The following is a 25,776-nucleotide window of genomic DNA, read 5'->3' on the forward strand; positions in this document are numbered from 1 at the left end:
GCGACTAAAGATCGGCTGTGGATCGGGGGCGGGGGAGGTCTGGTTGGGGTGGTCGCTTACTTTTCGTTGCCGGGCGGCGGTTTTTTTGCGCTGTTCACGCCCGGTGCTGCCCTGTGGATAACCGCTGTGGATTGTGGATAACTAGCTGGCCTCGGAGGCCGCTCGCATGTTGCGGGTCTGTTCGGCCCGTGCCGCCAGTTCCTCGTCGGCCGGGTAGTCCACGCCGATCAACGTCAGGCCGTGTGCTGGGGCCACGGCGCTGTCCCGCACTCCCCCACGCAACAGCTCAGTCGGCCACTCGGTCGGGCGACGGCCGTCGCCCACCAGGAGCATCGCGCCGACCAGGCTGCGCACCATCGAGTGGCAGAACGCGTCAGCCGACACCTCAGCCTCGACGACATGCGAATCGATCCGGCGCCACGTGAACCGCTGGAGTTCGCGGATCGTCGTGCCGCCCTCGCGCTGCTTGCAGAACGCCGCGAAGTCCCGCAGGCCCAACAGCGCCTCGGAAGCCTCGTTCATCGCCGTCAGCGACAGCGGGCGGCCCCAGGCGAGGGTGTCGAACCGGCGCAACGGATCAACGCCCCACGGCGCGTCCGAGACCCGGTAACGGTAGTGCCTGCGGATCGCGGAGAACCTGGCGTCGAAACCGTCCGGCGCGACCCGGGCGTCCAGCACTCGCACGTCGCCCGGCAGGAACCGGTTCCAGCGGTGCCGCATGCGCTCAAGGTCGGGAATCCCCCGGTCATCCACCGCCAGCCGTCCGGCGGGCCCGGACAGCGGCACCACGTCCACGTGCACGACCTGCCCGGTCGCGTGCACCCCGGCGTCCGTGCGGCCGGCCACCACGACCGACTTCGGCACCGCGGCCCCGGGCGGCTGCTTCGCCAGCGCCTCCTCCAGCAAGCCCTGCACCGTGCGGCGGCCGGGCTGGCGGGCCCACCCCGAGAACTGCGTGCCGTCGTAGCTGACGTCCAAGCGCAGACGAACGAGCCCGCCCTCCCCGGAGGGAGCAGCGGGCTCGTCGCGTGAAACTTCTGCCGTCAGGACTCGTCCTTCTTGGCGTCGTCCTTGGCCTCGGCAGCAGCGTCGTCGGCACCTTCGGCCGGCTCGGCGGTCGCCTCGGTGGTGGCCGACTCGGGCGCCTCAGCGTCCTGGTCGGTCGCCTCAGCGGCCTTGGTCTCCTCGGCCTCGGTCGCGGCGGGAGCGGCAGCCTCATCCTTCGCGAACTTGGTCTTCCGCGCCTTCTCCGCCTCCGAGGTGACGGTCTTCTCGGACACCAGCTCGATGACCGCCATCGGGGCGTTGTCGCCCTTGCGCGGCAGCGTCTTGGTGATCCGGGTGTAACCGCCGTTGCGGTCCGCGAAGAACGGGCCGATCTCGGCGAGCAGCTTGTGAACCACGTCCTTGTCGCGGATCACGCGCTGGATCTGACGCCGGTTGTGCAGGTCGCCGCGCTTCGCCTTGGTGATCAGCTTCTCGGCGAGCGGCCGCATCCGGCGGGCCTTGGCCTCGGTCGTGGTGATCTTGCCGTGCTCGAACAGCGACGTGGCGAGGTTCGCCATCATCAGCCGCTCGTGGGCCGCGGATCCACCGAGACGGGGGCCCTTCGTGGGGGTGGGCATTGCTTCTCCTCGTAAATCCGGCCGCTTTCAGGCCGGCGCCCGCCCCGCACGAATCACTCGGCGAGGCGGGCCGCCGTCCTTACAGCTGCTCCGTCTCTGCGTAGTCCTGGCCGTCGTCGTGGCCGTTGTCCGACAGACCGCCGACACCCTCGGCGGACCAGCTCTCGCCGCCCTCGTAGGAGGCAGCAGCCGCGGTCGGGTCGAACCCGGGCGGGCTGTCCTTCAGCGACAGGCCGAGGCCGACGAGCTTCATCTTGACCTCGTCGATCGACTTCGCGCCGAAGTTGCGGATGTCGAGCAGGTCGGCCTCGCTGCGCGAGACCAGTTCGCCGACCGTGTGGATGCCCTCGCGCTTGAGGCAGTTGTACGACCGGACCGTGAGGTCCAGGTCCTCGATCGGCATCGCGTAGGCGGCGATGGTGTCCGCCTCCTGCGGCGACGGGCCGATCTCGATGCCCTCGGCGTCGACGTTGAGCTCCCGGGCCAGGCCGAACAGCTCGACCAGCGTCTTACCGGCCGACGCGACGGCGTCGCGCGGGGTGATCGACGGCTTGGTCTCGACGTCCAGGATCAGCTTGTCGAAGTCGGTGCGCTGCTCGACACGGGTCGCCTCGACCTTGTAGGTGACCTTCAGCACCGGCGAGTAGATCGAGTCGACCGGGATCCGGCCGATCTCGGCACCAGCCTGCTTGTTCTGCTGAGCGGGCACGTAACCGCGGCCGCGCTCGACGACCAGTTCGATCTCCAGCTTGCCCTTGCCGTTCAGCGAGGCGATGTGCAGATCCTGGTTGTGCACGGTGACACCGGCCGGCGGAACGATGTCGGCCGCGGTGACCTCACCCGGGCCCTGCTTGCGCAGGTACATGGTGACGGGCTCGTCCTCCTCGGACGACACGACCAGTTCCTTGAGGTTCAGGATGATGTCGGTGACGTCTTCCTTCACCCCGGGGACGGTGGTGAACTCGTGCAGCACACCGTCGATGCGGATGCTGGTGACCGCCGCGCCCGGGATGGACGACAGCAGCGTGCGCCGCAGCGAGTTGCCGAGCGTGTACCCGAAGCCGGGCTCCAGCGGCTCGATGGTGAACCGGGACCGGGTCTCGTTGATCGGCTCTTCGCCGAGGGCCGGTCGCTGGGAAATCAGCACTTTCTTCTCTTCCTTTCCTGCCGGCGCCCGCCATATGACGCCGAAAGGGATGGCGGAGCGGCGACGCGCGGGTGCGCGCCGCCGCGGCCGATCACTTCGAGTAGTACTCGACGATCAGCTGTTCCTGGACCGGAACGTCGATCTGCGCCCGCTCGGGGAGCTGGTGCACCAGGATGCGCAGGTTGGACTGCACGACCTGCAGCCAGCCGGGGATCGGCCGGTCGCCGAACGACTCCTTGGCGGCCACGAAGGGCAGCATCTGGAGCGACTTCGGCCGCACGTCGATGATGTCGAACTTCTCGACCTGGTAGCTGGGGATCGTCACCTTCACGCCGTTGACGGTGAAGTGACCGTGCGCCACCAGCTGACGCGCCTGACGGCGGGTACGGGCCAGGCCGGCGCGGTACACGACGTTGTCGAGGCGCGACTCGAGGATCTGCAGCAGGTTCTCACCGGTCTTGCCGGGGCGCCGCGCGGCCTCCTTGTAGTAGCGGCTGAACTGCCGCTCGAGGACGCCGTACGTGTAGCGAGCCTTCTGCTTCTCCTGCAGCTGGAGCAGGTACTCGGACTCCTTGACCCGGCCGCGGCCGTGCTGGCCGGGCGGGTACGGGCGGCGCTCGAAAGCCTGGTCGCCGCCGACGAGGTCAACCTTGAGGCGCCGCGAGATGCGAGTCGCGGGGCCGGTGTAGCGAGCCATCTGTTGTTACTCCTCCCCGTTCCTCAGACCCGGCGCCGCTTGGGCGGGCGGCAGCCGTTGTGAGGCTGCGGGGTCACGTCCTGGATGGTGCCGACCTCGAGACCGGCGGCCTGCAGCGAACGGATCGCCGTCTCCCGGCCGGAACCCGGGCCCTTGACGAACACGTCGACCTTCTTCATCCCGTGCTCCGCGGCCTTGCGGGCCGCGTTCTCGGCCGCCATCTGCGCGGCGAACGGGGTGGACTTGCGGGAGCCCTTGAAACCGACGTGGCCGGAGGAGGCCCACGAGATGACCGCACCGTTCGGGTCGGTGATCGACACGATGGTGTTGTTGAAGGTGCTCTTGATGTGAGCGTGGCCGTGGGCCACGTTCTTCTTTTCCTTCCGCCGGACCTTCTTGGCCCCGGCGCGAGCCTTGGGTGGCATGTTGGGTGGTTTCTCCTGCCTAGCGCGAGTTCTCGGTCTGTGCGGCGGCAGCGGCGGCCTCGCGGGCCTCCTGCTGGCCACGCCGGATCAGCGAACCGGCGTCGGTGTAGAGCTGGCGAAGCGCCATCGGGCGGGCATACAGGGCCTTCGGCGAAACGCACGAATTGTTGCGGCGGCGCACCTGCCCGGCGCCGATCCGCACGACCTTCTTGCCCTGGACGCTCACTTCTTGCCAGCCTTCTTCTTGCCGGCGACCGTCTTCTTCGGACCCTTGCGGGTGCGGGCGTTGGTCTTGGTCCGCTGACCGCGGACGGGCAGACCGCGGCGCCACCGCAGGCCCTCGTAGCAGCCGATCTCGATCTTGCGACGGATGTCGGCCTGCACCTCGCGGCGGAGGTCACCCTCGACCTTGAAGTTCTCTTCGATGTGGTCGCGCAGCTTGACGAGGTCGTCGTCGGTCAGGTCGCGGACCCGGGTGTCCGGGTTCAGCGACGTGGCCGCGATGAGCTCCTTCGAGCGCGTACGACCGATGCCGTAGATGTAGGTCAGCGCGATCTCCAACCGCTTCTCGCGGGGGAGGTCTACGCCGGCGAGTCGTGCCATGGCGCTTGATGCTCCTTCTGCTGTTCGTCGCTCCAGGTGTGCTCCCCGCCCGGTTCCGGGACCGACTCGCATGTCGTCCGGAGCACTTGCGTGTCCGGTGTCCCGGCCCCGGCCTGGAGTCCGGGGGTCGGCCGGGCCGTGTGGCCCGGCAGGTGCGGGGAGGTCATACAGCTGTCCGTCCGCTCTGCGTGGTGCAGGCGGTGATCAGCCCTGCCGCTGCTTGTGCCGCAGGTTCTCGCAGATCACCATGATCCGGCCGTGGCGGCGGATCACCTTGCACTTGTCGCAGATCTTCTTGACGCTCGGCTGGACCTTCACGTCTCCTGCTTCCTTATGCGTTGCTCACCGCGTCACTTGTAGCGGTAGACGATCCGCCCACGAGACAGGTCGTACGGCGACAGCTCGACGACAACCCGGTCTTCCGGGAGGATGCGGATGTAGTGCTGCCGCATCTTGCCGCTGATGTGTGCCAGGACCTTGTGACCGTTCTCCAACTCGACTCGGAACATCGCGTTGGGGAGTGGCTCGATGACCCGACCTTCGACCTCGATGGCCCCGTCTTTCTTAGCCATGTCCTCCGCGTTTCGTGACTTGGTAGAGCACCGAATTGGCAACTCTTGCGTTCGGCGGACACGCCGCACCGACCCCAAGGACCCGAGCATTGACGAGCGCGTTGGAACCGGCGTGATGAGTACGCCAGCTAGATAGTGTACGCAGCCTGTGTCGCACCTCGCGAGGCGGGGTGATGTGTGGTAGGCAACGTCACTCCGACGATACCCCAAGTCACACCGGAAGCGGTGAACCCGCAGGTCAGGAGCCTTCGGGCAGGGTCAGGACGCGGGGGCCGTCCTCGGTGATGGCGACGGTGTGCTCCCAGTGGGCGGCACGCGAGCCGTCCGCGGTCACCACGGTCCAGCCGTCCTCGAGCTCGACTGTCTCGGCGCTGCCGCCGGTCAGCATCGGCTCGATGGCCAGCGCCATGCCGGGCTTGAGCTTCGGCCCCTTGCCGGGCTTGCCGACGTTGGGCAGGAACGGCTCCATGTGCATCTCGGTGCCGATGCCGTGCCCGCCGTACTCGACGATCTGGCCGTAGGAGGTGCCGTCGGCCGCCGAGGACGTCTCGGCGGAGGACTGCACGGCGTGCGAGATGTCGGTCAGCCGGGCGCCGGGCACCGCGGCCTCGATGCCGGCGAGCATCGCGGCGCGGGTGGCGGCCGACAACGCCTGGTCGGCGGCCGAAACCGCGCCGATGGCGAGGGTGACGGCGGAGTCGCCGTGCCAGCCGTCGAGGATGGCGCCGCAGTCCACGGACAGCAGGTCGCCCTCGGCCAGCACCGTCGTCTTCGCCGGGATGCCGTGGACGACCTGCTCGTTCACCGACGCGCAGATCGAGGCCGGGAAGCCGTGGTAGCCCTTGAACGAGGGCACCGCGCCGGCCGCGCGGATGGTCTGCTCGGCGATCTCGTCGAGGTCACCGGTGCTGACGCCGGGCTTGGCGGCCTCGGCGACGGCCGCGAGGGTGCGGGCCACCACGATGCCGGCGGCCCGCATCGCGTCCAGCTCGCCGGGCGTCTTGATCTCGATGCCGCGGTGGCGGCGGAGCACGGAAGGCACCAGGTTCACGCGCGCGCGTCGAGAGCGTTCACGATCCGCGAGGAGACCTCGTCGACCTCGCCGACGCCGTCCACCTTGACCAGGATGTCGCGGTAGTAGTCCAGCAGCGGGGCGGTCTCCGACTGGTAGACCTGCTGCCTGCGGCGGATGACCTCTTCGGTGTCGTCCGTGCGGCCGCGGCCCAGCAGGCGCTCGACCAGGACGTCCTCCGGCACGTCGAGCTGGATGACCGCGTCGAGCGCGCTGTCCGACTCGGCCAGCATCTCGCCGAGGACCTCGGCCTGCTTGGTGTTGCGCGGGAACCCGTCCAGCAGGAAGCCGGCCTTGGTGTCGGACTCGGCAAGGCGCTCGCGGACCATCTCGTTGGTGACGCTGTCCGGGACCAGCTCGCCCGAGTCGAGGTAGCGCTTCGCCTCCTCGCCCAGCGGCGTCTGCTCCGCCACGTGAGCGCGGAAGAGGTCACCCGTGGAGATGTGCGGGATGGAGAGCCGCTGCGACAGCGCTACCGCCTGAGTTCCCTTCCCTGCTCCGGGCGGGCCGACAAGAACCAGGCGCGTCATCGCAAGAACCCTTCGTAATTCCGCTGCATCAGCTGGCTTTCGATCTGCTTCACCGTGTCGAGGCCGACGCCGACCATGATCAGCACGGCGGTGCCGCCGAACGGGAAGTTCTGGTTGTTGCCCTCCTGCGTGATGGACAGGAAGAAGTTCGGGAGGATCGCGATGATGCCGAGGTAGAGCGAGCCGGGGAAGGTGATCCGGCCCAGGACGAAGCTCAGGTACTCGGCGGTCGGCCGACCGGGGCGGATGCCCGGGATGAAGCCGCCGAACTTCTTCATCTCCTCCGCGCGCTCATCCACGTTGAACGTGATGGTGATGTAGAAGTACGTGAAGAAGATGATCAGCGCGAAGTACAGCAGGATGTGCACCCAGCTGGACTGGTTGACCACGTAGGTCTGCAGGAACGCCTGCCAGCCGGAGCCGCTGGTCGGGTCGCCGAACAGACGGCTGATCAGGTCCGGCAGGTACAGCAGCGACGAAGCGAAGATGACCGGGATGACACCGGCCTGGTTCACCTTGATCGGCAGGTAGGTCGACGTGCCGCCGTACATCCGGCGGCCGATCATCCGCTTGGCGTACTGCACCGGGATCCGGCGCTGGCCCTGCTCGACGAAGATGACGCTGGCGATGATCACCAGGCCGAAGAGGCACACCAGCGCGAAGACGAGACCGCCCTGGTTGTTCAGGATGTTCATGCCCTCAGCCGGGATGCGGGCCGCGATGTTCAGGAAGATCAGCACGGACATGCCGTTGCCGACGCCGCGCTCGGTGATGAGCTCGCCCAGCCACATCATGACCGCGGTGCCCGCCGTCATGGTGATGACGATCAGCGCCAGCGAGAAGATGCTGTTGTCCGGGATGATCGACTGCGCGCAGTCCGGGAACAGCTGGCCGCGGTCGGCGAGCGCCACCACACCGGTCGCCTGCAGGATCGCCAGCGCGATCGTCAGGTACCGGGTGTACTGCGTGAGCTTGCCCTGGCCGGCCTGGCCTTCCTTCTTCAGCTCCTCGAACCGCGGGATGACGACGGTGAGCAGCTGGATGATGATGCTGGCCGTGATGTACGGCATGATGCCGGTCGAGAAGATCGACAGCTGCAGGAGCGCCCCGCCGCTGAACAGGTTCAGCAGGGAGTAGATGCCGGACTGGTCGGCACCGGCCTGGCATGCCTGCACATTGGGATAGGAGACCCCGGGCGCCGGGGTGACCGCACCGATCCGGTACACGGCCACGATCAACAGCGTGAACAGGATCTTCTTGCGCAGGTCCGGCGTGGCGAGAGCCGAGCGAAAGGCGCTGAGCACGCGGGGGACCTCCTCGGCGTCGCCGGTGGGTGTCACCGGCGATCGGCTTGGCCGGCACGCTGGCCGGCAGGAACACCATGTCGCTGGCAAGCCAGCAGCGCTCCGGGGCATGTCGGTCCCCGAAGCGCGTCGCCCGACTCTAACAGCCGGGCGTTGGAGGGTTGTGAGGTAGGCCGTGTTATGAGCCGGAGGCGGCCAGGGTGCCGGCCATGCCGAGCAGGACCACTCCGGTGCCGCGGTCCAGGTTCCGCCGGGATTCGACGCTCAGGCGGACGGCCTTGAGCGCGGCGCCGACCGCGGCGTAGGCCGTGCCGGCGAGGAACTCGGCGACGAGGTAGACGCCGCCGAGGATCGCGATCTGCGCGGTGGGTGACCCGTGCGCGGGATCGACGAACTGCGGCACGAACGCGGTGAAGATGAGGATCGCCTTGGGGTTGGTGATGGCGACGAGGAACTCCTTGCGCAGCACGGGGCCGGGTGGTTGTTCCGCCGGTGGCTGGGGCTTGCTGCGGAGGAGCCGGACGCCGAGCCAGACGAGGTAGGCGACACCGGCCCACTTGACAGCGGTGAGCGCGGGCTCGGACGCGGCGAGCAGCTGACCGAGCCCCGCCGCGACGGCGCCGATCATGAGCGTGAAGGCCGCCAAGCGCCCGAGCAGCCCCGCGAGGGCCCGCGGGAGGCCGTGCTGGATGCCGTGGTGCAGCCCGAGAAGGTTGTTGGCGCCCGGCGTGAGGGCGATGAGCATGGCGGCGCCGAGGAAGACGAGCAACCAGGTCATCGCCGTGACGGTACTGGCTGTGCTGACGAGCGGCGGCTGATTTTTCGGGGCGGGCGGCGGCACGGCAGCTCACGAGCGGCGGCAGCATGTCGGCGGATCGCGAGGTACCGCACTCCGGCACGGCTGCCGGACCTCGGCGCGGCGGGTGGCGGCGAGGCGAGCGCCACCTACCCGATAGGCGGGACGTTAGGAGCTTGGGCGCTCCTCGCCGCGCGGGTCGCCTTCCGACGAGCTCCCTTGGCGCTCCCCCGGTTGCGCCTCGGCGGGATGGTGCTGGCTTGCCGGGTTCGGGCGCCAGCCGCTCTGTCCCGAGAGTCCCTGGCCCGCCGCGTTCGCGCCCGGCTCGCCCTGACTCCCTACGCCCTGCCCGGGCGTGCTCGGGCCGGGTGGGTAGCCGGCGTGCGGCAGGGGCATGGCCTGTCCCGCAGACGGGGCGCTCGGGTAGGGCTCGCCGCCGGGCCAGTGCCTCGTCGGGGCCGGGAACTGGGGTCCGGGCTGGTACCCGGACGGCGCGGGGATCCCGTAGCGCGGCGTCGTCAGGTCCTGCGGCGCGCGGCGACCCCGCGCGGCGGCCAGGACCGCGGCCACGATCGCCGCCAGGGTGGCGCCCGCGACCAGCCAGAACCCGAGTCCGAGCCGGTCGCTCGTCGAGAAATCGCCGTCGCCCTCCGCGGCGCCCGGCGGGCGGAAGCTCTCGTGGAGGCTGACCCCCTGCAGGACGATCCCGGCGGCGGTCGCGAGGAGGAAGGCCGCGCCGGTCGCCGTGGCCAGCGCTGCCGCGAACTTCCGGGCGGGCGACGAATCGCGGCGCGCCGCGGCCAGGCTCAGCACCGCCGCGATGACCAGCAACAACCCGGCCGCCGCCAGCAGGTAGCCGTTGCGGACCGGGCTGCCGAAGGTGTTCGTCGGGATCCCGGGCTGCGCCGCCTCCGCGGTCAGGTCCCACCCGGTGACCGTCAGCGACAGCTGCGGCTCACCCTGGAAGAGCAGCTCGCCCTCGAACAACGCGAAGAACGAGCCCGTGACGGCGGCCGCGGCGGCGAGCAACGCCAGCGCGGCGCCCAGCAGACGTCCACCGTGCCAACCAGGTCGACGGCTCGGCACCGGCGGGTAACCAGGTGGAACCCCCGGGAACGACATCACCCGATCGTGGCACCACCAGCACGCAAAGGAAAGGGCCCGCCGGTCCGAAGACCAGCGGGCCCTTGCCGCAGGCAGAACTCAGAGCTCGGTGGCCGAACCGCCGGCCGCCTCGAGCTTCTCCTTCGCGGACGAGGAGAACTTGTCGGCGGTGACGTTCAGCTTCACGCCGTTCAGGTCGCCGTTGCCGAGGACCTTGACGAGCTCGTTCTTGCGAACCAGACCGCGCTCGACCAGCTGCTCCTTGGTGACGTCGCCACCGTCCGGGAAGACCCGGGCGATGTCGCCGACGTTCACCGGCTGGTACTCGGTGCGGAAGCGGTTCTTGAAGCCACGCAGCTTCGGCAGCCGCATGTGGATGGGCATCTGCCCACCCTCGAAACCGGCGGGCACGTTCTTCCGGGCCTTGGTGCCCTTCGTACCGCGACCGGCGGTCTTGCCCTTCGAACCCTCACCACGACCGACGCGGATCTTCTCGCGCTTGGCGCCCGGGGCCGGGCGCAGGTGGTGGATCTTGATGGCCGTCATGCCTTGACCTCCTCAACAGTCACGAGGTGGCGGACGGTGTGGATCAGACCGCGGACCTCCGGGGTGTCCTCGCGCACCACGGACTGCCGGATCTTGCGCAGCCCGAGGGTCCGCAGGGACTCCCGGTGGTTGTGCTTGGTGCCGATCTTGCTCTTGACCTGGGTCACCTTGAGCTGAGCCATGTCAGACCCCCTGTCCCGCACGCTGACGCAGCATCCGGGCCGGCGCGACGTCCTCGAGCGGCAGACCGCGACGGGCCGCCACCTCCTCCGGACGCTGGAGCCCCTTCAGGGCCGCCACGGTGGCGTGCACGATGTTGATCGCGTTGTCCGAGCCGAGCGACTTCGACAGCACGTCGTGCACACCCGCGCACTCCAGCACCGCGCGGACCGGGCCACCGGCGATGACACCGGTACCGGCGCTGGCCGGGCGGAGCAGGACCACACCGGCGGCCTCCTCACCCTGGACCGGGTGCGGGATGGTGCCGGCGATCCGGGGAACGCGGAAGAAGTTCTTCTTCGCTTCCTCGACGCCCTTGGCGATGGCCGCGGGAACTTCCTTGGCCTTGCCGTAGCCGACGCCGACCTGACCGTCGCCGTCACCGACGACCACCAGGGCGGTGAAGCTGAAGCGACGACCACCCTTCACGACCTTGGCGACGCGGTTGATCGCGACGACGCGCTCGAGGTGCGGGGTCTTCTCCTGGCCGGCCCCGCCACGGCCACCGTCGCGGCGGTCGCGGCGGTCACGACGGTCGCGGTCGTTGCCGCCCGGACCGCCCTGTCCACCGCCCTGCCGTGTACGTCCCGGCATCAGGCTTTCCTTCCATTCGCGAGCATGTGCATGGTTCTCAGAACTCCAACCCCGCCTCGCGAGCGGCGTCGGCCAGCGCGGCGATGCGGCCGTGGTAGCGGTTGCCACCGCGGTCGAACACGACGCTGGAGATGCCCGCACCCTTGGCACGGGCGGCCACGAGCTCGCCGACCTTGGCGGCCTTGGCCTTCTTGTCGCCCTCGAGCGCACGCACGTCGGCCTCGAGGCTCGACGCCGAGGCGACCGTGTGGCCCGCCACGTCGTCGATCACCTGGACCGTGATGTGCCGCGAGGACCGGTGGATGACCAGCCGGGGCCGCTGGGCGGTCCCGCCGACCTTCTTGCGAAGCCGGAAGTGACGGCGCGCCTTCGCGACGCGGCGCCGGGTCGAGATGTCCTTGCCGACCGGCTTCCGCTTCTTCGTTGCCGTTTCGCTCATGATCACTTACCCGTCTTTCCGACCTTGCGACGGATGCGCTCACCCTCGTAGCGCAGCCCCTTGCCCTTGTACGGGTCCGGACGGCGGAGCCGGCGGATCACCGCGGCGATCTGGCCGACCTTCTGCTTGTCGATGCCGGACACGGAGAACCGGGTCGGGGTCTCGACCTTGAAGGTGATGCCTTCCGGCGCCTCGATCAGCACGGGGTGGCTGTAGCCGAGGGCGAACTCGAGGTTGCTGCCCTTGGCCTGGACGCGGTAACCGACACCGTGGATCTCGAGCTTCTTCTCGTAACCCTCGGTCACACCCACGACCAGGTTGTTGACCAGCGTGCGGGTCAGACCGTGCAGCGCACGGCTCTCCCGCTCGTCGTCCGGGCGCTTGACCAGCAGCGCGCCGTCCTCACCGCGCTCGACCGTGATCGGCTCGGCGACAGTGTGCGAAAGGGTGCCCTTGGGACCCTTCACCGAAATGTTCTGGCCGTCGATGGTCACCTCGACCCCGGAAGGGACGGTGATCGGCTGCTTACCGATGCGCGACATGCCTGCTCTCCCTTCCGTTACCAGACGTAGGCGAGGACTTCCCCGCCCACACCGTTGCGCTTGGCCTGCCGGTCGGTCTGAAGGCCGCCCGACGTCGAGATGATCGCGATGCCCAGCCCGCCCAGCACGCTCGGCAGCTCGGTCGACTTGGCGTACACCCGCAGACCCGGCTTGGACACGCGGCGCAGACCGGCGATGCTGCGCTCGCGGTTGCGGCCGTACTTCAGTTCCACGATGAGGTTCTTGTGCTTCTCACCCGGCTCGTCCCGGTAGCCCGAGATGTAACCCTCGCGCTTCAGGATCTCGGCGATGTTCGCCTTGAGCTTCGAGTGCGGCACCACGACCTCGTCGTGGTACGCCGAGTTGGCGTTCCGCAGACGTGTCAGGAAGTCTGCGATGGGGTCGGTCATCGTCATGGTGACCTTCAACCTTTCTCGCCTGGTTCCCCCTAGTCAGAGGGCCTGTGGCGAAGTGGGAGCTTCTGTCGTTCCTACCAGCTGGACTTGGACACACCGGGGAGTTCGCCCGCGTGCGCCATCTCGCGCAGGCAAACCCGGCACAGTCCGAACTTGCGGAACACCGAGTGGGGCCGGCCGCACTTGTTGCAGCGCGTGTAGGCACGCACCTTGAACTTCGGCTTGCGGGCCGCCTTGGCGATCAGAGCCTTCTTGGCCATCAGTTCTCCTTGAACGGGAAGCCGAGCTTGCGGAGCAGCGCGCGGCCCTCGTCGTCGGTGGTAGCGGTGGTGACAACGGTGACGTCCATGCCGCGCGGGCGGTCGATGGAGTCGGGGTCGATCTCGTGGAACATGGACTGCTCGTTGAGACCGAAGGTGTAGTTGCCGTTGCCGTCGAACTGCTTGGCCGACAGCCCGCGGAAGTCGCGGATACGCGGCAGCGCGATCGTCAGCAGCCGGTCCAGGAACTCCCACATGCGGTCGCCGCGCAGCGTCACGCGCGCACCGATCGGCTGGCCCTCACGCAGCTTGAACTGCGCGATGGACTTGCGCGCCCGGCGCACCTCGGGCTTCTGACCGGTGATGGCCGCGAGGTCGCGGATCGCACCGTCGATCAGCTTGCTGTCCCGCGCGGCGTCGCCGACACCCATGTTGACGACGACCTTGACCACGCCCGGGATCTGGTGGACGTTCTCGTAGCCGAACTCGCTGCGGAGCTCGCCCTTGATCTCTTCGCGGTACCGCGTCTTCAACCGCGGCACGATCTTCTCTGCGGTCGTCATCAGATGTCCTTACCGGTCCGGCGCGAGATGCGAACCTTCTTGCCGTCCTCGCCGATGCGGTAGCCCACGCGGGTCGGCTTGCCGTCGGAGTCCACGACCATCACGTTCGACACGTGGATCGGGGCCTCCTGCGTCACGATGCCGCCGGACTGCGCGCCGCGCTGGGTCTGGGAGATCCGGGTGTGCTTCTTGATCCGGTTCACGCCCTCGACCAGCACCCGCTGGCGCTCCGGGTAGGCCTTGATGACCTTGCCCTTGGCGCCCTTGTCCTTGCCGGCGATGACGACGACCGTGTCGCCCTTCTTCACCTTCATCAGAGCACCTCCGGCGCCAGCGAGATGATCTTCATGAACTTGCGGTCACGCAGCTCACGGCCGACCGGGCCGAAGATGCGGGTGCCGCGCGGCTCGTTGTCGTTCTTGATGAGCACGGCGGCGTTCTCGTCGAACTTGATGTAGGAGCCGTCCGGGCGACGCCGCTCCTTCGTCGTGCGGACGACGACGGCCTTGACCACGTCACCCTTCTTCACCCCGGCAGCCGGGATGGCGTCCTTGACGGTGGCGACGATGATGTCGCCGATACCCGCGTAGCGCCGTCCCGAGCCACCGAGCACGCGGATGCAGAGGATCTCCTTGGCACCCGTGTTGTCGGCGACTCGCAGCCGCGACTCCTGCTGGATCACGTCAACTCCTGTATGTCGCGCCGGTTCTCACCTTCCGGCGAGCCTGGCGGAACGGAGGAGGCCCGAGATGGGCCTCCGATTACTTGGCCTTCTCCACGATCCGCACGAGCCGCCACCGCTTGGTGGCCGAGGTCGGGCGGGTCTCCATGAGGATCACGCGGTCACCGATGCCGGCGGTGTTCTCCTCGTCGTGCGCCTTCACCTTGCTGGTGGAGCGGAGAACCTTGCCGTAGCGGCGGTGCTTCTTGCGGTCCTCGAGCTCGACCACGATCGTCTTGTCCATCTTGTCCGAGACGACGTAGCCCTCACGGACCTTGCGGTAGTTACGACCGCTCTCGGCACTCTGCACCGGCTGCGCGGCGAGCTCTGGGGTCTGCTCACTCATCAGGCAGCACCTTCTTCATTCTCGGCGTCGGGGGAAACGGACAGGCCGAGCTCACGCTCCCGCATCACCGTGTAGATCCGAGCGATGTCGGCACGGACGGTGCGGAGGCGGCGGTTGTTGTCCAGCTGCCCGGTGGCCATCTGGAAGCGGAGGTTGAACAGCTCCTCCTTGGCTTCCTTCAGGCGCAGCACGAGCTCCTCGTTGGTGAGCTCACGCAGCTCTGCGGCGGCGACACCTGCCTGCGCCATCAGAACTCACCACCTTCACGGGTCACGATGCGGCACTTCATGGGGAGCTTGTGGATCGCGCGGCGCAGCGCCTCCCGAGCCTGGGCCTCGTTCGGGAAGCTCAGCTCGAACATGACGCGGCCCGGCTTCACGTTGGCGACCCACCACTCGGGCGAACCCTTACCGGAACCCATGCGGGTTTCGGCCGGCTTCTTGGTGAGCGGGCGGTCCGGGAAGATGTTGATCCAGACCTTGCCGCCACGCTTGATGTGCCGGGTGATGGCGATACGAGCGGACTCGATCTGCCGGTTGGTCACGTAGTGGTGCTCAAGCGCCTGGATGCCGTACTCACCGAAGGTGACCTTCGTGCCGCCCTTGGCGGCACCGGCGCGCTTCGGCGAGTGCTGCTTGCGGTGCTTGACCTTGCGTGGGACGAGCACGCCTCAGCCCTCCGTCTTCTCGGCCGCGTCCGGCGAACCCTGCGCGGGCGCCTCGCTGGTCGCGACATCCGTGTCGGCCTTCGCGGCGGCAGCGGCGCGGCCGGCTTCGGTCGAGGTCGGCGTCGTGCCCTGGGCGCCGGAACGGCGCGGGCGCGACGGACGCTCCCGGCGCGGACGCTCGTTGGCGGCCGCGGCGTCCCGCTCGGCCTTGGCCTTCAGGCCGCCGACCAGGTCACCCTTGTAGATCCACACCTTCACGCCGATGCGGCCGAAGGTGGTGCGGGCCTCGAAGAAGCCGTAGTCGATGTCCGCGCGCAGCGTGTGCAGCGGGACCCGGCCGTCGCGGTAGTGCTCCGACCGCGACATCTCGGCACCGCCGAGGCGGCCGCTGCACTGCACGCGGATGCCCTTGACCTGCGACGAACGCATGGTCGTCTGGATCGCCTTGCGCATCGCGCGGCGGAACGCCACGCGGTTGGACAGCTGCTCGGCGACGCTCTGGGCGACCAGCTGCGCGTCGGCCTCGGGGTTCTTGACCTCGAGGATGTTCAGCTGGACCTGCTTGCCGGTCAGCTTCTCCAGCGAGCCGCGGATCCGGTCGGCCTCCGCGCCGCGGCGGCCGATCACGATGCCCGGACGCGCGGTGTGGATGTCGACCCGCACGCGGTCACGGGTGCGCTCGATCTCGACCTTGGAGATGCCGGCGCGCTCCATGCCCGTGGACAGCAGCTTGCGGATCTTGACGTCCTCGGCCACGTACTCCGCGTACTGCTTGTCGGCGTACCAGCGCGACTTCCAGTCGGTGGTGATCCCCAGCCGGAAGCCGTGCGGGTTGATCTTCTGGCCCACTAGCGGCCACCTGCCTTCTTCTTACCGCTCTTCTTCGCTTCCGGACGCGACTCCACCTCGACCGTGATGTGGCTGGTGCGCTTCCGGATCCGGTACGCACGGCCCTGGGCGCGCGGCTGGATGCGCTTGAGGGTCGGGCCCTCGTCGGCGTACGCGTTCTTCACGAACAGCGTGTCCGGGTCCAGGTTGAGGTTGTTCTCGGCGTTGGCCACGGCGCTGGCGAGCACCTTCGCCACCGGCTGGCTCGCCGCGTACGGCGAGAACCGGAGCACGGCGAGGGCTTCGGCGGCGCTAAGACCCTTGATCAGCTCGATCACCCGGCGCACCTTCGTCGGCGAGTCCCGGACGAAGCGAGCCCGCGCCACGGCCACCTGGGCCGGAGCGGTTTCTGGGGCTGTCATCGCTTGCTTTCCCTAACTCTCGTGTGCCCGCTCAGCGGCGGCGCGACTTCCGGTCATCCTTGACGTGACCCTTGAAGGTCCGCGTCGGAGCGAACTCGCCAAGCTTGTGGCCGACCATGGCCTCGCTGACGAACACCGGCACGTGCTTGCGGCCGTCGTGCACCGCGATGGTGTGACCCAGCATGTCCGGGATGATCGTGGACCGGCGGGACCAGGTCTTGATCACGGTCTTCTTGCCCGACTCGTTGAGCGCGTCCACCTTCTTGAGCAGGTGGTCGTCCACGAACGGGCCCTTCTTCAGGCTACGCGGCATGTTGTCTTACCTCCCTGCTCAGCGCTTCTTGCCGGTACGCCGGCGGCGGACGATCAGTGCGTCGGACGGCTTGCGGCGGCGGGTGCGGCCCTCCGGCTTGCCGTTCGGGTTGACCGGGTGGCGACCACCCGAGGTCTTGCCCTCACCACCACCGTGCGGGTGGTCGACCGGGTTCATGACGACACCACGGACGGTCGGGCGCTTGCCGCGCCAGCGGTTGCGGCCCGCCTTGCCCCAGTTGATGTTCTGGTGCTCGGAGTTGCCGACCTCGCCGACGGTGGCGCGGTTGCGCACGTCCACGTTGCGGATTTCGCCCGAGGGCATCCGCAGCTGGGCGTACGGGCCGTCCTTGGCGACCAGCTGCACGCGGGCGCCGGCGGAGCGGGCGATCTTCGCGCCGCCACCGGGACGCAGCTCGATGGCGTGCACCACGGTGCCGACCGGGATGTTGCGCAGCGGCAGGTTGTTGCCCGGCTTGATGTCGGCGCGCGGGCCGGCTTCCACCGTGTCGCCCTGCTTGAGCTTGTCCGGCGCGATGATGTAGCGCTTCTCGCCGTCCGCGTAGTGCAGCAGCGCGATGCGGGCGGTCCGGTTGGGGTCGTACTCGATGTGCGCGACCTTGGCCGGGATGCCGTCCTTGTCGTTGCGCCGGAAGTCGATGACCCGGTAGGCCCGCTTGTGGCCGCCACCCTTGTGCCGGGTGGTGATCTTGCCCGAGGAGTTGCGGCCACCCGACTTGCTCAGCGGGCGCAGCAGCGACTTCTCCGGCTCGGACCGGGTGATCTCGGCGAAGTCCGACACGCTCGAGCCACGGCGGCCCGGAGTCGTCGGCTTGTACTTACGAATACCCATGACAGCTTTCCGTCCCTTACGCGGCGGGTCCGCCGAAGATCTCGATCGGCTTGCTCTCGGCGGACAGCGTCACGACGGCGCGCTTGACGTTCTTGCGCTTGCCGAAGCCGTAGCGGGTCCGCTTGCGCTTGCCCTGCCGGTTCAGCGTGTTCACGCTGACGACCTTGACGCCGAAGATCTGCTCGACGGCGATCTTGATCTGCGTCTTGTTGGCGTCCGGCCGGACCTCGAACGTGTACTTGTGGTCCTCGAGGAGCCCGTAGGACTTCTCGGAGATCACCGGCGCGAGCACGATGTCACGAGGGTCCGGGATGGCAACGCTGCTCACTGCGCTTCACTCCCTTCAACCTCGCTGGCCCGAGCCGAAGCCTTGGCCGCCTTGCCCTTGACGGGACCGGCGATGAAGGCGTCGTACGCGGCCTTGGTGAACACCACGTCGTCGTTGACCAGCACGTCGTAGGTGTTGAGCTGGTCGGGGTTGATCAGGTGCACGTTCGGCAGGTTGCGGGCCGACAGCCAGCCCTGCTCGTCCTCGCGGTGCAGCACGACCAGCAGGCGCTTGGCCTGGGTCACGGCGGCGAGGACCTTCTTCGCCTCCTTGGTGCTGGGCTTCTCGCCCGACACCAGTTCGGTGATGACGTGCACCTGGCCGGCGCGCGCCCGGTCGGAGAGGGCGCCACGCAGGGCGGCGGCCTTCATCTTCTTCGGGGTGCGCTGGGTGTAGTCGCGCGGCGTGGGGCCGTGGACGGTGCCACCGCCGGCGAACTGCGGGGCGCGGGTCGAACCCTGGCGGGCGCGGCCGGTGCCCTTCTGGCGGTACGGCTTCTTGCCGCCACCGGAGACCTCGCCGCGGGTCTTCGTGTCGTGCGTGCCCTGGCGCGCGGCGGCCTGCTGGGCCACCACGACCTGGTGCATCAGCGGCACGTTGGCCTGCACGTCGAAGATCTCGGCGGGGAGCTCGACGGTGCCCTCGGCGCTGCCGGCCGGGGTCTTCAGCTCGACGCTGGTCATTCGGTAGCACCACCCTTCGCGGCGGTCTTGACGAAGACGAGGCTGCCCTTGGGGCCGGGGACGGCGCCCTTGATCAGCAGCAGGCCCTCTTCGGCGCGCACGTCGTGGACGGTCAGGCCCTGCGTGGTGACCTTGACGCCACCCATGCGGCCGGCCATCCGCAGGCCCTTGAAGACGCGGCCCGGGGTGGCGCAGCCACCGATCGAGCCGGGGGCGCGGTGCTTCGCCTGGTTACCGTGGCTGGCGCCCTGGCCCTTGAAGCCGTGGCGCTTCATGACACCGGCGTAGCCCTTGCCCTTGCTGGTGCCCGTGACGTCGACGCGCGAGCCGGCGGGGAACACCTCGGCGGTGATCTCCTGGCCGACCTCGTAGCTCTCGGCGTCGGTCGTGCGCAGCTCGGCGAGGTAACGCCGCGGCGTCACGCCGGCCTTCTGGAAGTGGCCGGTCACCGGCTTGTTGACCTTGCGCGGGTCCACGGCGCCGAAAGCCAGCTGCACGGCCTGGTAGCCGTCGTTGTCCTGGGTACGGATCTGGGTCACCACGTTCGGCCCGGCCTGCACGACGGTCACCGGAACGATCCGGTTGTCCTCGCCGAAGACCTGGGTCATGCCGAGCTTGGTGCCCAGGATGCCCTTTACTTGCCTGTCAGACATGAGTCTCTTATCTCCGCCGCTCGCCCAACGCTTACTGGATGTTGACGTCGACGCTCGCCGGGAGGTCGATGCGCATGAGCGCGTCGACCGTCTTCGGCGTCGGGTCGAGGATGTCGATCAGCCGCTTGTGCGTGCGCATCTCGAAGTGCTCGCGCGAGTCCTTGTACTTGTGCGGCGAGCGGATGACGCAGTAAACGTTCTTCTCGGTGGGCAGCGGCACAGGTCCGACGACCGAGGCGCCGGTGCGCGTCACCGTCTCGACGATCTTGCGCGCGCTGGCATCGATCGCCTCGTGGTCGTAGGCCTTGAGCCTGATGCGGATCTTCTGTCCCGCCATGGTCGCAGCTCGTTCCTTCGTCTTGTGCCGCTATCTCTACCCGCGCATTCGCGCCGGTTTCCGCACGTCAACGCCCTCGCGTCCGATCCACGCGGTCGGGCGTGTCGCGCCCGCTGCGCAGACTGATCCCGTAGGAGGATCGTCGTCGTGCCGGTTGGTCTTCACCGCGAGACGGCCGTGCCGGCCATCTGTCGCGCCCGCGGTCTCCCCCTGGGAAACCCACGGACCAAGGCCGCTCGCGCCGGGGCGGCCGATTTCTCTAGAGATATCGGCCGCCCCGCAACGAGCAACTCAACTAGTGTCGCACACGTGGTTCCACAACCCGGCCCCGGGGTGCTATAAGCACTCCGGGGCCGGATGGAATCACTTGATGATCTTGGTGACCTGGCCCGCGCCGACGGTCCGGCCACCCTCACGGATGGCGAACCGCAGACCCTCGTCCATGGCGACCGGCTGGATGAGCTGCACCTTGATCTCGGTGTTGTCACCCGGCATGACCATCTCGGTGCCCTCGGGGAGGGTGACGACACCGGTCACGTCGGTCGTGCGGAAGTAGAACTGCGGGCGGTAGTTGTTGAAGAACGGCGTGTGCCGGCCACCCTCGTCCTTGGACAGGATGTAGACCGAACCCTCGAACTCCGTGTGCGGAGTCGTGGTGCCGGGCTTCACGACGACCTGGCCGCGCTCGACGTCCTCGCGCTTGATGCCGCGGAGCAGCAGACCGACGTTGTCACCGGCCTGGCCCGAGTCGAGCAGCTTGCGGAACATCTCGACACCGGTGACGGTGGTCTTGGTCGACTTCTCGCGGATACCCACGATCTCGACCTCTTCGTTGACGTTGATCTGGCCGCGCTCCACGCGACCGGTCACGACGGTGCCGCGGCCGGTGATGGTGAAGACGTCCTCGATCGGCATCAGGAACGGCTTGTCGAGGTCACGCACCGGGTCCGGCACGTTGTCGTCGACGGCCTGCATGAGCTCGAGAACCGACTCGGCCCACTTGGCGTCGCCCTCGAGGGCCTTGAGGCCGGAGACCTTGACCACGGGGGCGTCGTCGCCGGGGAACTCCTGCGAGGACAGCAGCTCGCGGACCTCCAGCTCGACCAGCTCGAGGATCTCCTCGTCGTCCACCATGTCGGCCTTGTTCAGGGCCACCACGATGTAGGGCACGCCGACCTGGCGGGCGAGCAGCACGTGCTCACGGGTCTGCGGCATCGGGCCGTCGGTCGCGGCGACCACCAGGATCGCGCCGTCCATCTGGGCGGCACCGGTGATCATGTTCTTGATGTAGTCCGCGTGACCGGGGGCGTCCACGTGGGCGTAGTGACGCTTCTCGGTCTGGTACTCGACGTGCGAGATGTTGATCGTGATGCCGCGCTGCTTCTCTTCCGGCGCGTTGTCGATCTGGTCGAACGCCCGGGACTCGTTGAGCTCCGGGTACTTGTCGTGCAGAACCTTGGTGATCGCCGCGGTCAGCGTGGTCTTGCCGTGGTCGACGTGACCGATGGTCCCGATGTTGACGTGCGGCTTGCTCCGCTCGAACTTCGCCTTCGCCACTGGAATGTCCTCCTGGACTCTTGCTTTTGCTTCACCGGACGGCGTGGCAGCCGAACGGCGATCGATCTGGTCGGTTGTGCGGACCCTAGGGGAGGCCCCTGTGCGCGCCCGCGTTGGGTGCGGAGGGGTTTACTCCCCCGTCGCCTTCGCGATGATCTCCTTCGCGACGTTCGAGGGAACCTCGGCGTAGGAGTCGAACGTCATCGAGTAGTTCGCCCGACCCTGGGTACGAGACCGCAGGTCGCCGACGTACCCGAACATCTCGGACAGCGGAACCAGTGCCTTCACGACTCGGGTGCCTGCCCGCTCGTCCATGGCCTGGATCTGGCCACGGCGAGAGTTGAGGTCGCCGATGACGTCACCCATGTAGTCCTCGGGGGTGGTCACCTCGACGGCCATGACCGGCTCGAGCAGAACCGGGCTGGCCTGGCGCGCGGCCTCCTTGAGCGCCATGGAACCGGCGATCTTGAAGGCCATTTCCGACGAGTCGACCTCGTGGTAAGCGCCGTCCAACAGGGTCACCTTCAGCCCGACCAGCGGGTAACCGGCGAGGACACCGTACTGCATGGCGTCCTGGGCACCGGCGTCCACCGACGGGATGTACTCGCGCGGCACGCGGCCACCGGTGACCTTGTTGTCGAACTCGTAGAGGGCGCCGTCGCCAGTGGACAGCGGCTCCAGCTTGATGATCACGCGCGCGAACTGACCAGAACCACCGGTCTGCTTCTTGTGCGTGTACTCGTACTTCTCGACCGTGCGGCGGATCGTCTCGCGGTAGGCGACCTGCGGCTTACCGATGTTCGCCTCGACCTTGTAGTCGGACTTCATGCGGTTGACCAGCACCTCGAGGTGCAGCTCGCCCATGCCCGCGATGATCGTCTGACCGGTCTCCTCGTCCAGCTGGACCTGGAAGGTGGGGTCCTCCTCGGCCAGCTTCTGGATCGCGGTCGACAGCTTCTCCTGGTCGGCCTTCGTCTTGGGCTCGATGGCCACCTTGATGACCGGCTCCGGGAAGGTCATCGACTCGAGGACGATCGGGTTCTGCGGGTCGCACAGGGTGTCACCGGTCGTGGTGTCCTTCAGGCCGATGACCGCGTAGATGTGGCCGGCCTGGGCCTCGTCGACCGGGTTCTCCTTGTTGGAGTGCATCTGGAAGAGCTTCCCGATGCGCTCCTTGCGCTCCTTGGTCGAGTTGATGACCTGCGCGCCGGCGGCGACCTTGCCCGAGTACACCCGGACGTAGGTCAGCTTGCCGAAGAACGGGTGCGCGGCGATCTTGAACGCGAGAGCCGCGAACGGCTCGTCGACCGACGGCTTCCGCGACGCGGCGGTCTCACCGTCGGTGAGGGTGCCCTCGACGGCGGGGACGTCCAGCGGCGACGGCAGGTAGTCGATCACCGCGTCCAGCATGGGCTGCACGCCCTTGTTCTTGAACGCGGAGCCGCACAGCACCGGGTACGCCTCGCGGGCGACCGTCAGCTTGCGGATGCCGGCCTTGATGTCGGCCTCGGACAGCTCCTCGCCGCCGAAGTACTTCTCCATCAGGGCGTCGTCGGTCTCCGCGACGGCCTCGATCAGCTTGTCGCGGTACTCGGCGGCCTTGTCGGCGAGGTCGGCCGGGATCTCCTCGACCTCGTAGTCCTCGCCCTTCTTGACCTCGCCCCGCCAGGTCAGCGCCTTCATGCGGACCAGGTCGATGACGCCCTGGAAGTCGCTCTCGGCGCCGATCGGCAGCTGGATGACCAGCGGGCGCGCACCGAGGCGCTCCTCGATGGTGCGGACGGTGAAGTAGAAGTCCGCGCCCAGCTTGTCCATCTTGTTGACGAAGCAGATGCGCGGGACCTCGTACTTGTCGGCCTGGCGCCAGACCTGCTCGGACTGGGGCTCGACACCCTCCTTGCCGTCGAAGACGGCAACGGCACCGTCGAGCACCCGCAGCGAACGCTCCACCTCGACGGTGAAGTCGACGTGGCCGGGGGTGTCGATGATGTTGATCTGGTGGTCGGCCCAGAAGGTGGTGGTGGCAGCCGAGGTGATGGTGATACCCCGCTTCTGCTCCTCCTCCATCCAGTCCATCGTCGCGGCGCCGTCGTGCACCTCGCCGATCTTGTAGTTGATCCCGGTGTAGAACAGGATCCGCTCGGTGGTGGTGGTCTTACCGGCGTCGATGTGAGCCATGATGCCGATGTTGCGGACCTTGTTCAGGTCGGTCAGCACGTCGCGTGCCACTGCACTGTTCCCCTGTCTCGAAGCTTGGGGCCCGGCCTGGCTTGTCTCGGCAGCCGGGCTACGTTCACCACCGGTAGTGGGCGAACGCCTTGTTGGACTCGGCCATCTTGTGGGTGTCCTCGCGGCGCTTCACGCTGGCCCCGAGGCCGTTGCTCGCATCGAGCAGCTCGTTCTGCAGGCGCTCGATCATGGTCTTCTCGCGGCGGGCGCGGGAGAAGCTGACGATCCACCGCAGCGCAAGGGTCGTCGAGCGGCCCGGCTTGACCTCGATCGGCACCTGGTAGGTGGCACCACCGACGCGGCGGCTCTTCACCTCGATGCTCGGCTTCACGTTGTCCAGCGCACGTTTCAGCGTGACGACGGGATCCGTGCCGGTCTTCTCACGGGCGCCTTCCAGCGCGCCGTAGACGATGCGCTCGGCCAGCGAGCGCTTGCCGTCGGTCAGCACCTTGTTGATCAGCTGCGTGACCAGCGGAGAACCGTAGACCGGGTCGGAGATCAGCGGCCGCTTCGGGGCCGGACCCTTGCGGGGCATTAGCTCTTCTCCTTCTTCGCGCCGTACCGGCTGCGCGCCTGCTTGCGGTTCTTCACACCCTGGGTGTCGAGCGAACCGCGGATGATCTTGTAGCGAACGCCGGGCAGGTCCTTCACACGACCACCGCGCACGAGCACCATCGAGTGCTCCTGCAGGTTGTGGCCCTCGCCCGGGATGTAGGCGGTGACCTCGATGCCGCTGGTCAGCTTGACACGCGCGACCTTGCGCAGCGCCGAGTTCGGCTTCTTGGGCGTCGTGGTGTACACGCGGGTGCACACGCCACGCCGCTGCGGACTCCCCTTGAGGGCCGCGGTCTTCTGCTTGGCAGCCTTGTCCTGGCGGCCCTTGCGGACCAGCTGCTGGATCGTGGGCAATGGACCAGCCTTCTGTCGCGTCTTGCTTGTTCCGTCTTGGTCTCCCCGGCCCCCGAGGTCGGGCGTGTCGGCCCGCGTCTGGGTCTCTCGACCGCTAACGTTCCCTCGGATTTCCGTGGAGCTCCGCTTCGCCGCGGCCGTCGCCACGATGCCGGAGCATCCCCGCTTGGCCGAAAAGCACGCAGAGCGGCCCGACGCATGCCGGGCACAGTCGTCAAAGATACCCGCCCTTGTGGCAGGCGGTGGCATCGGGGGTCCCTAACGGGCTCACACCCCGGCTCCGGCGAGAAGGTGGTGTGGCGAGTCTAGCGGAAAGACGGCCTCGCAGGACCCTTCCGCCAACTGTCGGGACACCGTCGGCCTGCGCGTTCGAGCAGGTCGGGGGGCATCTTCGGCGAGTGTTACAACGCCGGAATTGGCGGCGGAATTCCCGCGTGGCGAAAAGTGATCAATCGAATCGGTGAGTTGCCCGGAAGCGCGCCCGCCGCACACACGTGTGGTGCATGATCCGATACCGAAGGTGCGCAATTCACCACGGGGAGGGACCTGCATGGCGTACGGCAGCCACGGCGACCTCGTCGAGCAGCTGCAGCAGAAGCTGCGCCGGATCGACGAGCTGAAGCAGCAGGGTGAGCAGCGGCAGGCCGCGTTCACCCGGATGAAGGACGAGATCGGCGAGTTGTCGGTCACCGTGTCCTCCCCCGACCGGGCCGTGACGGTCGTCGCCGGGCCGGGCGGGAGCGTGCAGTCGGTGCGGGTGAGCGAGGAGGCGCTGCAGGGCAGCGCGATCCAGCTGTCGTCGACCATCACGGCGACGATCCACGAGGCGGTGGCCGCGGCGGCGCGCCGGCAGGCCGCGATCGTGCAGGACGCGCTCGGGCCGTCCAGCAACGTGCTGGAGCAGGTGCTGCAGACCCAGGCGGAGGCGTTCGGCACCAGCGTGGCCGCGCTGAAGGCGACGGTCGCGGACGAACGCCCGGTGGTGCCGCAGCGGCCCATCGACCAGGGCGCGGACTTCGCCGAGGAGGACTTCCTGGCCGAGCAGCAGCCGTCCCGGCCGGCCCGCCCGGAGGTCCGCCGCAGGCCCGCCGAGGACGACGACTTCCTGGACCCGTTCGACGAGGGTGAGCGCCGGTGAGCGGGGGTTTCTCGGTCGACGTCGGAGCGCTGCGCAAGACGGCCGCCGCGGCGGCGGCGCAGACTTCGCAGGTCAGCGCGTTGCAGCAGCAGCTGCAGGACGCCGATGTGCCGCCGGCGTCGTGGGGTCTGCTCGGGCAGCCCGTCGTGCACACCGTCTACCGGGACATGCTGGGCCAGCTGAAGGACCACCTGGCCCAGATGGCCGAGGGCTACCAGGCGATCGGCGCGAAGCTGACGAAGGCGGCCGACATGTACGCCGCCATGGACGACGGCGTAGTCGCCGCGTTCCGGGACATCGGCGAAGACCTCGACGAGGCAGCCGAGGGGGTGGTCTGAC

At 68.3% G+C, this 25,776-nt stretch carries 41 protein-coding genes; 2 read left to right on the forward strand and 39 right to left on the reverse strand.

What is annotated here, in order from left to right:
• Window positions 1–141 precede the first annotated feature (141 nt).
• The 39 genes from truA to rpsL all read right to left on the reverse strand — a co-directional run bounded on the left by truA (window position 142) and on the right by rpsL (window position 24,299).
• Window positions 142–978, reverse strand: a complete 837-nt coding sequence (truA, locus tag L2C96_RS25225; RefSeq protein ID WP_237338055.1) for a tRNA pseudouridine(38-40) synthase TruA — start codon at window positions 976–978, stop codon at window positions 142–144.
• Window positions 979–1,043: 65 nt separating this feature from the next.
• Complete coding sequence (rplQ, locus tag L2C96_RS25230) at window positions 1,044–1,625, reverse strand: 50S ribosomal protein L17 (RefSeq protein ID WP_027935793.1); 582 nt, start codon at window positions 1,623–1,625, stop codon at window positions 1,044–1,046.
• Window positions 1,626–1,704: 79 nt separating this feature from the next.
• Window positions 1,705–2,772 (reverse strand): DNA-directed RNA polymerase subunit alpha, encoded by a 1,068-nt coding sequence (locus L2C96_RS25235; RefSeq protein ID WP_017986635.1) that lies wholly within the window; start codon window positions 2,770–2,772, stop codon window positions 1,705–1,707.
• A 91-nt stretch (window positions 2,773–2,863) separates the two neighbouring features.
• Entirely contained in the window at window positions 2,864–3,469 is a 606-nt protein-coding gene (rpsD, locus tag L2C96_RS25240) for a 30S ribosomal protein S4 (RefSeq protein WP_020417571.1), read from the reverse strand.
• A gap of 23 nt (window positions 3,470–3,492) precedes the next feature.
• Entirely contained in the window at window positions 3,493–3,894 is a 402-nt protein-coding gene (gene rpsK / locus L2C96_RS25245; protein ID WP_017986633.1) for a 30S ribosomal protein S11, read from the reverse strand.
• Window positions 3,895–3,913: 19 nt separating this feature from the next.
• A complete protein-coding gene (locus L2C96_RS25250; RefSeq protein ID WP_017986632.1) occupies window positions 3,914–4,120 on the reverse strand; it encodes a hypothetical protein in 207 nt (68 codons plus the stop codon).
• Window positions 4,117–4,497 carry a 30S ribosomal protein S13 gene (gene rpsM / locus L2C96_RS25255; protein ID WP_017986631.1) on the reverse strand — a complete coding sequence of 127 codons (381 nt, stop codon included), beginning with the start codon at window positions 4,495–4,497 and terminating at the stop codon, window positions 4,117–4,119. The genes L2C96_RS25250 and rpsM overlap by 4 nt, the downstream gene beginning before the upstream one ends.
• A gap of 204 nt (window positions 4,498–4,701) precedes the next feature.
• Window positions 4,702–4,815, reverse strand: a complete 114-nt coding sequence (gene rpmJ / locus L2C96_RS25260) for a 50S ribosomal protein L36 (RefSeq protein WP_004558882.1) — start codon at window positions 4,813–4,815, stop codon at window positions 4,702–4,704.
• 32 nt (window positions 4,816–4,847) lie between these two features.
• Window positions 4,848–5,069, reverse strand: coding sequence for a translation initiation factor IF-1 (infA, locus tag L2C96_RS25265; protein WP_005443304.1), 222 nt, complete (start codon window positions 5,067–5,069; stop codon window positions 4,848–4,850).
• Window positions 5,070–5,307: 238 nt separating this feature from the next.
• A complete protein-coding gene (gene map / locus L2C96_RS25270) occupies window positions 5,308–6,120 on the reverse strand; it encodes a type I methionyl aminopeptidase (RefSeq protein ID WP_020417570.1) in 813 nt (270 codons plus the stop codon).
• A complete protein-coding gene (locus L2C96_RS25275; protein WP_026153762.1) occupies window positions 6,117–6,671 on the reverse strand; it encodes an adenylate kinase in 555 nt (184 codons plus the stop codon). The genes map and L2C96_RS25275 overlap by 4 nt, the downstream gene beginning before the upstream one ends.
• Window positions 6,668–7,975 (reverse strand): preprotein translocase subunit SecY, encoded by a 1,308-nt coding sequence (secY, locus tag L2C96_RS25280; protein WP_027935791.1) that lies wholly within the window; start codon window positions 7,973–7,975, stop codon window positions 6,668–6,670. Before secY ends, L2C96_RS25275 begins: the two co-directional genes overlap by 4 nt.
• Window positions 7,976–8,153: 178 nt before the next feature.
• A complete protein-coding gene (locus tag L2C96_RS25285) occupies window positions 8,154–8,753 on the reverse strand; it encodes a LysE family translocator (RefSeq protein WP_237338056.1) in 600 nt (199 codons plus the stop codon).
• A gap of 186 nt (window positions 8,754–8,939) precedes the next feature.
• The gene (locus L2C96_RS25290) at window positions 8,940–9,893 is read right to left on the reverse strand and encodes a hypothetical protein (RefSeq protein ID WP_237338057.1); all 954 of its coding nucleotides are present in this window, start codon (window positions 9,891–9,893) and stop codon (window positions 8,940–8,942) included.
• 81 nt (window positions 9,894–9,974) lie between these two features.
• Window positions 9,975–10,421: a 50S ribosomal protein L15 gene (gene rplO, locus L2C96_RS25295; protein WP_020417567.1), complete on the reverse strand. Its 447-nt coding sequence runs from the start codon at window positions 10,419–10,421 to the stop codon at window positions 9,975–9,977.
• On the reverse strand, window positions 10,418–10,603 hold the full coding sequence (gene rpmD / locus L2C96_RS25300; RefSeq protein ID WP_020417566.1) for a 50S ribosomal protein L30: 186 nt from the start codon (window positions 10,601–10,603) through the stop codon (window positions 10,418–10,420). The genes rplO and rpmD overlap by 4 nt, the downstream gene beginning before the upstream one ends.
• Window position 10,604: 1 nt before the next feature.
• Window positions 10,605–11,234 (reverse strand): 30S ribosomal protein S5, encoded by a 630-nt coding sequence (gene rpsE / locus L2C96_RS25305; RefSeq protein ID WP_017986622.1) that lies wholly within the window; start codon window positions 11,232–11,234, stop codon window positions 10,605–10,607.
• A 37-nt stretch (window positions 11,235–11,271) separates the two neighbouring features.
• Window positions 11,272–11,673: a 50S ribosomal protein L18 gene (rplR, locus tag L2C96_RS25310; protein ID WP_027932626.1), complete on the reverse strand. Its 402-nt coding sequence runs from the start codon at window positions 11,671–11,673 to the stop codon at window positions 11,272–11,274.
• Window positions 11,674–11,675: 2 nt separating this feature from the next.
• Window positions 11,676–12,215: a 50S ribosomal protein L6 gene (gene rplF / locus L2C96_RS25315; RefSeq protein ID WP_017986620.1), complete on the reverse strand. Its 540-nt coding sequence runs from the start codon at window positions 12,213–12,215 to the stop codon at window positions 11,676–11,678.
• Between the two features lie 17 nt (window positions 12,216–12,232).
• Window positions 12,233–12,631 (reverse strand): 30S ribosomal protein S8, encoded by a 399-nt coding sequence (rpsH, locus tag L2C96_RS25320; protein ID WP_020417564.1) that lies wholly within the window; start codon window positions 12,629–12,631, stop codon window positions 12,233–12,235.
• A 74-nt stretch (window positions 12,632–12,705) separates the two neighbouring features.
• On the reverse strand, window positions 12,706–12,891 hold the full coding sequence (locus L2C96_RS25325) for a type Z 30S ribosomal protein S14 (protein ID WP_017986618.1): 186 nt from the start codon (window positions 12,889–12,891) through the stop codon (window positions 12,706–12,708).
• Window positions 12,891–13,454, reverse strand: a complete 564-nt coding sequence (gene rplE / locus L2C96_RS25330) for a 50S ribosomal protein L5 (RefSeq protein WP_017986617.1) — start codon at window positions 13,452–13,454, stop codon at window positions 12,891–12,893. The genes L2C96_RS25325 and rplE overlap by 1 nt, the downstream gene beginning before the upstream one ends.
• On the reverse strand, window positions 13,454–13,768 hold the full coding sequence (gene rplX / locus L2C96_RS25335; RefSeq protein ID WP_017986616.1) for a 50S ribosomal protein L24: 315 nt from the start codon (window positions 13,766–13,768) through the stop codon (window positions 13,454–13,456). The genes rplE and rplX overlap by 1 nt, the downstream gene beginning before the upstream one ends.
• On the reverse strand, window positions 13,768–14,136 hold the full coding sequence (rplN, locus tag L2C96_RS25340) for a 50S ribosomal protein L14 (RefSeq protein WP_017986615.1): 369 nt from the start codon (window positions 14,134–14,136) through the stop codon (window positions 13,768–13,770). Before rplN ends, rplX begins: the two co-directional genes overlap by 1 nt.
• A 79-nt stretch (window positions 14,137–14,215) precedes the next feature.
• Complete coding sequence (rpsQ, locus tag L2C96_RS25345; protein WP_020417563.1) at window positions 14,216–14,521, reverse strand: 30S ribosomal protein S17; 306 nt, start codon at window positions 14,519–14,521, stop codon at window positions 14,216–14,218.
• Window positions 14,521–14,769: a 50S ribosomal protein L29 gene (gene rpmC, locus L2C96_RS25350; protein WP_017986613.1), complete on the reverse strand. Its 249-nt coding sequence runs from the start codon at window positions 14,767–14,769 to the stop codon at window positions 14,521–14,523. Before rpmC ends, rpsQ begins: the two co-directional genes overlap by 1 nt.
• Window positions 14,769–15,188: a 50S ribosomal protein L16 gene (gene rplP / locus L2C96_RS25355; protein ID WP_017986612.1), complete on the reverse strand. Its 420-nt coding sequence runs from the start codon at window positions 15,186–15,188 to the stop codon at window positions 14,769–14,771. Before rplP ends, rpmC begins: the two co-directional genes overlap by 1 nt.
• A 3-nt stretch (window positions 15,189–15,191) precedes the next feature.
• Window positions 15,192–16,037, reverse strand: coding sequence for a 30S ribosomal protein S3 (gene rpsC / locus L2C96_RS25360; protein ID WP_017986611.1), 846 nt, complete (start codon window positions 16,035–16,037; stop codon window positions 15,192–15,194).
• A complete protein-coding gene (gene rplV / locus L2C96_RS25365) occupies window positions 16,037–16,438 on the reverse strand; it encodes a 50S ribosomal protein L22 (protein ID WP_026153758.1) in 402 nt (133 codons plus the stop codon). Before rplV ends, rpsC begins: the two co-directional genes overlap by 1 nt.
• Window positions 16,439–16,469: 31 nt before the next feature.
• Window positions 16,470–16,751, reverse strand: a complete 282-nt coding sequence (gene rpsS / locus L2C96_RS25370) for a 30S ribosomal protein S19 (protein ID WP_017986609.1) — start codon at window positions 16,749–16,751, stop codon at window positions 16,470–16,472.
• 18 nt (window positions 16,752–16,769) lie between these two features.
• Complete coding sequence (gene rplB, locus L2C96_RS25375) at window positions 16,770–17,603, reverse strand: 50S ribosomal protein L2 (RefSeq protein ID WP_026153757.1); 834 nt, start codon at window positions 17,601–17,603, stop codon at window positions 16,770–16,772.
• A gap of 16 nt (window positions 17,604–17,619) precedes the next feature.
• Window positions 17,620–17,931, reverse strand: coding sequence for a 50S ribosomal protein L23 (gene rplW / locus L2C96_RS25380; RefSeq protein WP_017986607.1), 312 nt, complete (start codon window positions 17,929–17,931; stop codon window positions 17,620–17,622).
• A complete protein-coding gene (gene rplD / locus L2C96_RS25385; protein WP_017986606.1) occupies window positions 17,928–18,614 on the reverse strand; it encodes a 50S ribosomal protein L4 in 687 nt (228 codons plus the stop codon). The genes rplW and rplD overlap by 4 nt, the downstream gene beginning before the upstream one ends.
• Window positions 18,611–19,267 (reverse strand): 50S ribosomal protein L3, encoded by a 657-nt coding sequence (gene rplC, locus L2C96_RS25390; RefSeq protein WP_017986605.1) that lies wholly within the window; start codon window positions 19,265–19,267, stop codon window positions 18,611–18,613. Before rplC ends, rplD begins: the two co-directional genes overlap by 4 nt.
• Window positions 19,268–19,298: 31 nt before the next feature.
• Window positions 19,299–19,604: a 30S ribosomal protein S10 gene (gene rpsJ, locus L2C96_RS25395; RefSeq protein WP_003883485.1), complete on the reverse strand. Its 306-nt coding sequence runs from the start codon at window positions 19,602–19,604 to the stop codon at window positions 19,299–19,301.
• Between the two features lie 363 nt (window positions 19,605–19,967).
• Window positions 19,968–21,161 carry an elongation factor Tu gene (tuf, locus tag L2C96_RS25400; RefSeq protein ID WP_017986604.1) on the reverse strand — a complete coding sequence of 398 codons (1,194 nt, stop codon included), beginning with the start codon at window positions 21,159–21,161 and terminating at the stop codon, window positions 19,968–19,970.
• 129 nt (window positions 21,162–21,290) lie between these two features.
• A complete protein-coding gene (fusA, locus tag L2C96_RS25405) occupies window positions 21,291–23,390 on the reverse strand; it encodes an elongation factor G (RefSeq protein ID WP_020417562.1) in 2,100 nt (699 codons plus the stop codon).
• Between the two features lie 64 nt (window positions 23,391–23,454).
• Entirely contained in the window at window positions 23,455–23,925 is a 471-nt protein-coding gene (gene rpsG / locus L2C96_RS25410) for a 30S ribosomal protein S7 (RefSeq protein WP_017986602.1), read from the reverse strand.
• Complete coding sequence (rpsL, locus tag L2C96_RS25415; protein ID WP_003102113.1) at window positions 23,925–24,299, reverse strand: 30S ribosomal protein S12; 375 nt, start codon at window positions 24,297–24,299, stop codon at window positions 23,925–23,927. Before rpsL ends, rpsG begins: the two co-directional genes overlap by 1 nt.
• Window positions 24,300–24,849: 550 nt before the next feature.
• Between rpsL and L2C96_RS25420 the strand changes: the two genes are divergently transcribed.
• Together L2C96_RS25420 and L2C96_RS25425 are read left to right on the forward strand one after the other, a co-directional pair.
• On the forward strand, window positions 24,850–25,437 hold the full coding sequence (locus tag L2C96_RS25420; RefSeq protein WP_020417561.1) for a YbaB/EbfC family nucleoid-associated protein: 588 nt from the start codon (window positions 24,850–24,852) through the stop codon (window positions 25,435–25,437).
• A complete protein-coding gene (locus L2C96_RS25425; protein ID WP_020417560.1) occupies window positions 25,434–25,775 on the forward strand; it encodes a DUF6317 family protein in 342 nt (113 codons plus the stop codon). Before L2C96_RS25420 ends, L2C96_RS25425 begins: the two co-directional genes overlap by 4 nt.
• The last annotated feature ends 1 nt before the right edge of the window (window position 25,776 follow it).

The sequence above is a fragment of the Amycolatopsis tucumanensis genome, assembly GCF_021654135.1.
Lineage (GTDB): Bacteria > Actinomycetota > Actinomycetes > Mycobacteriales > Pseudonocardiaceae > Amycolatopsis_E > Amycolatopsis_E tucumanensis.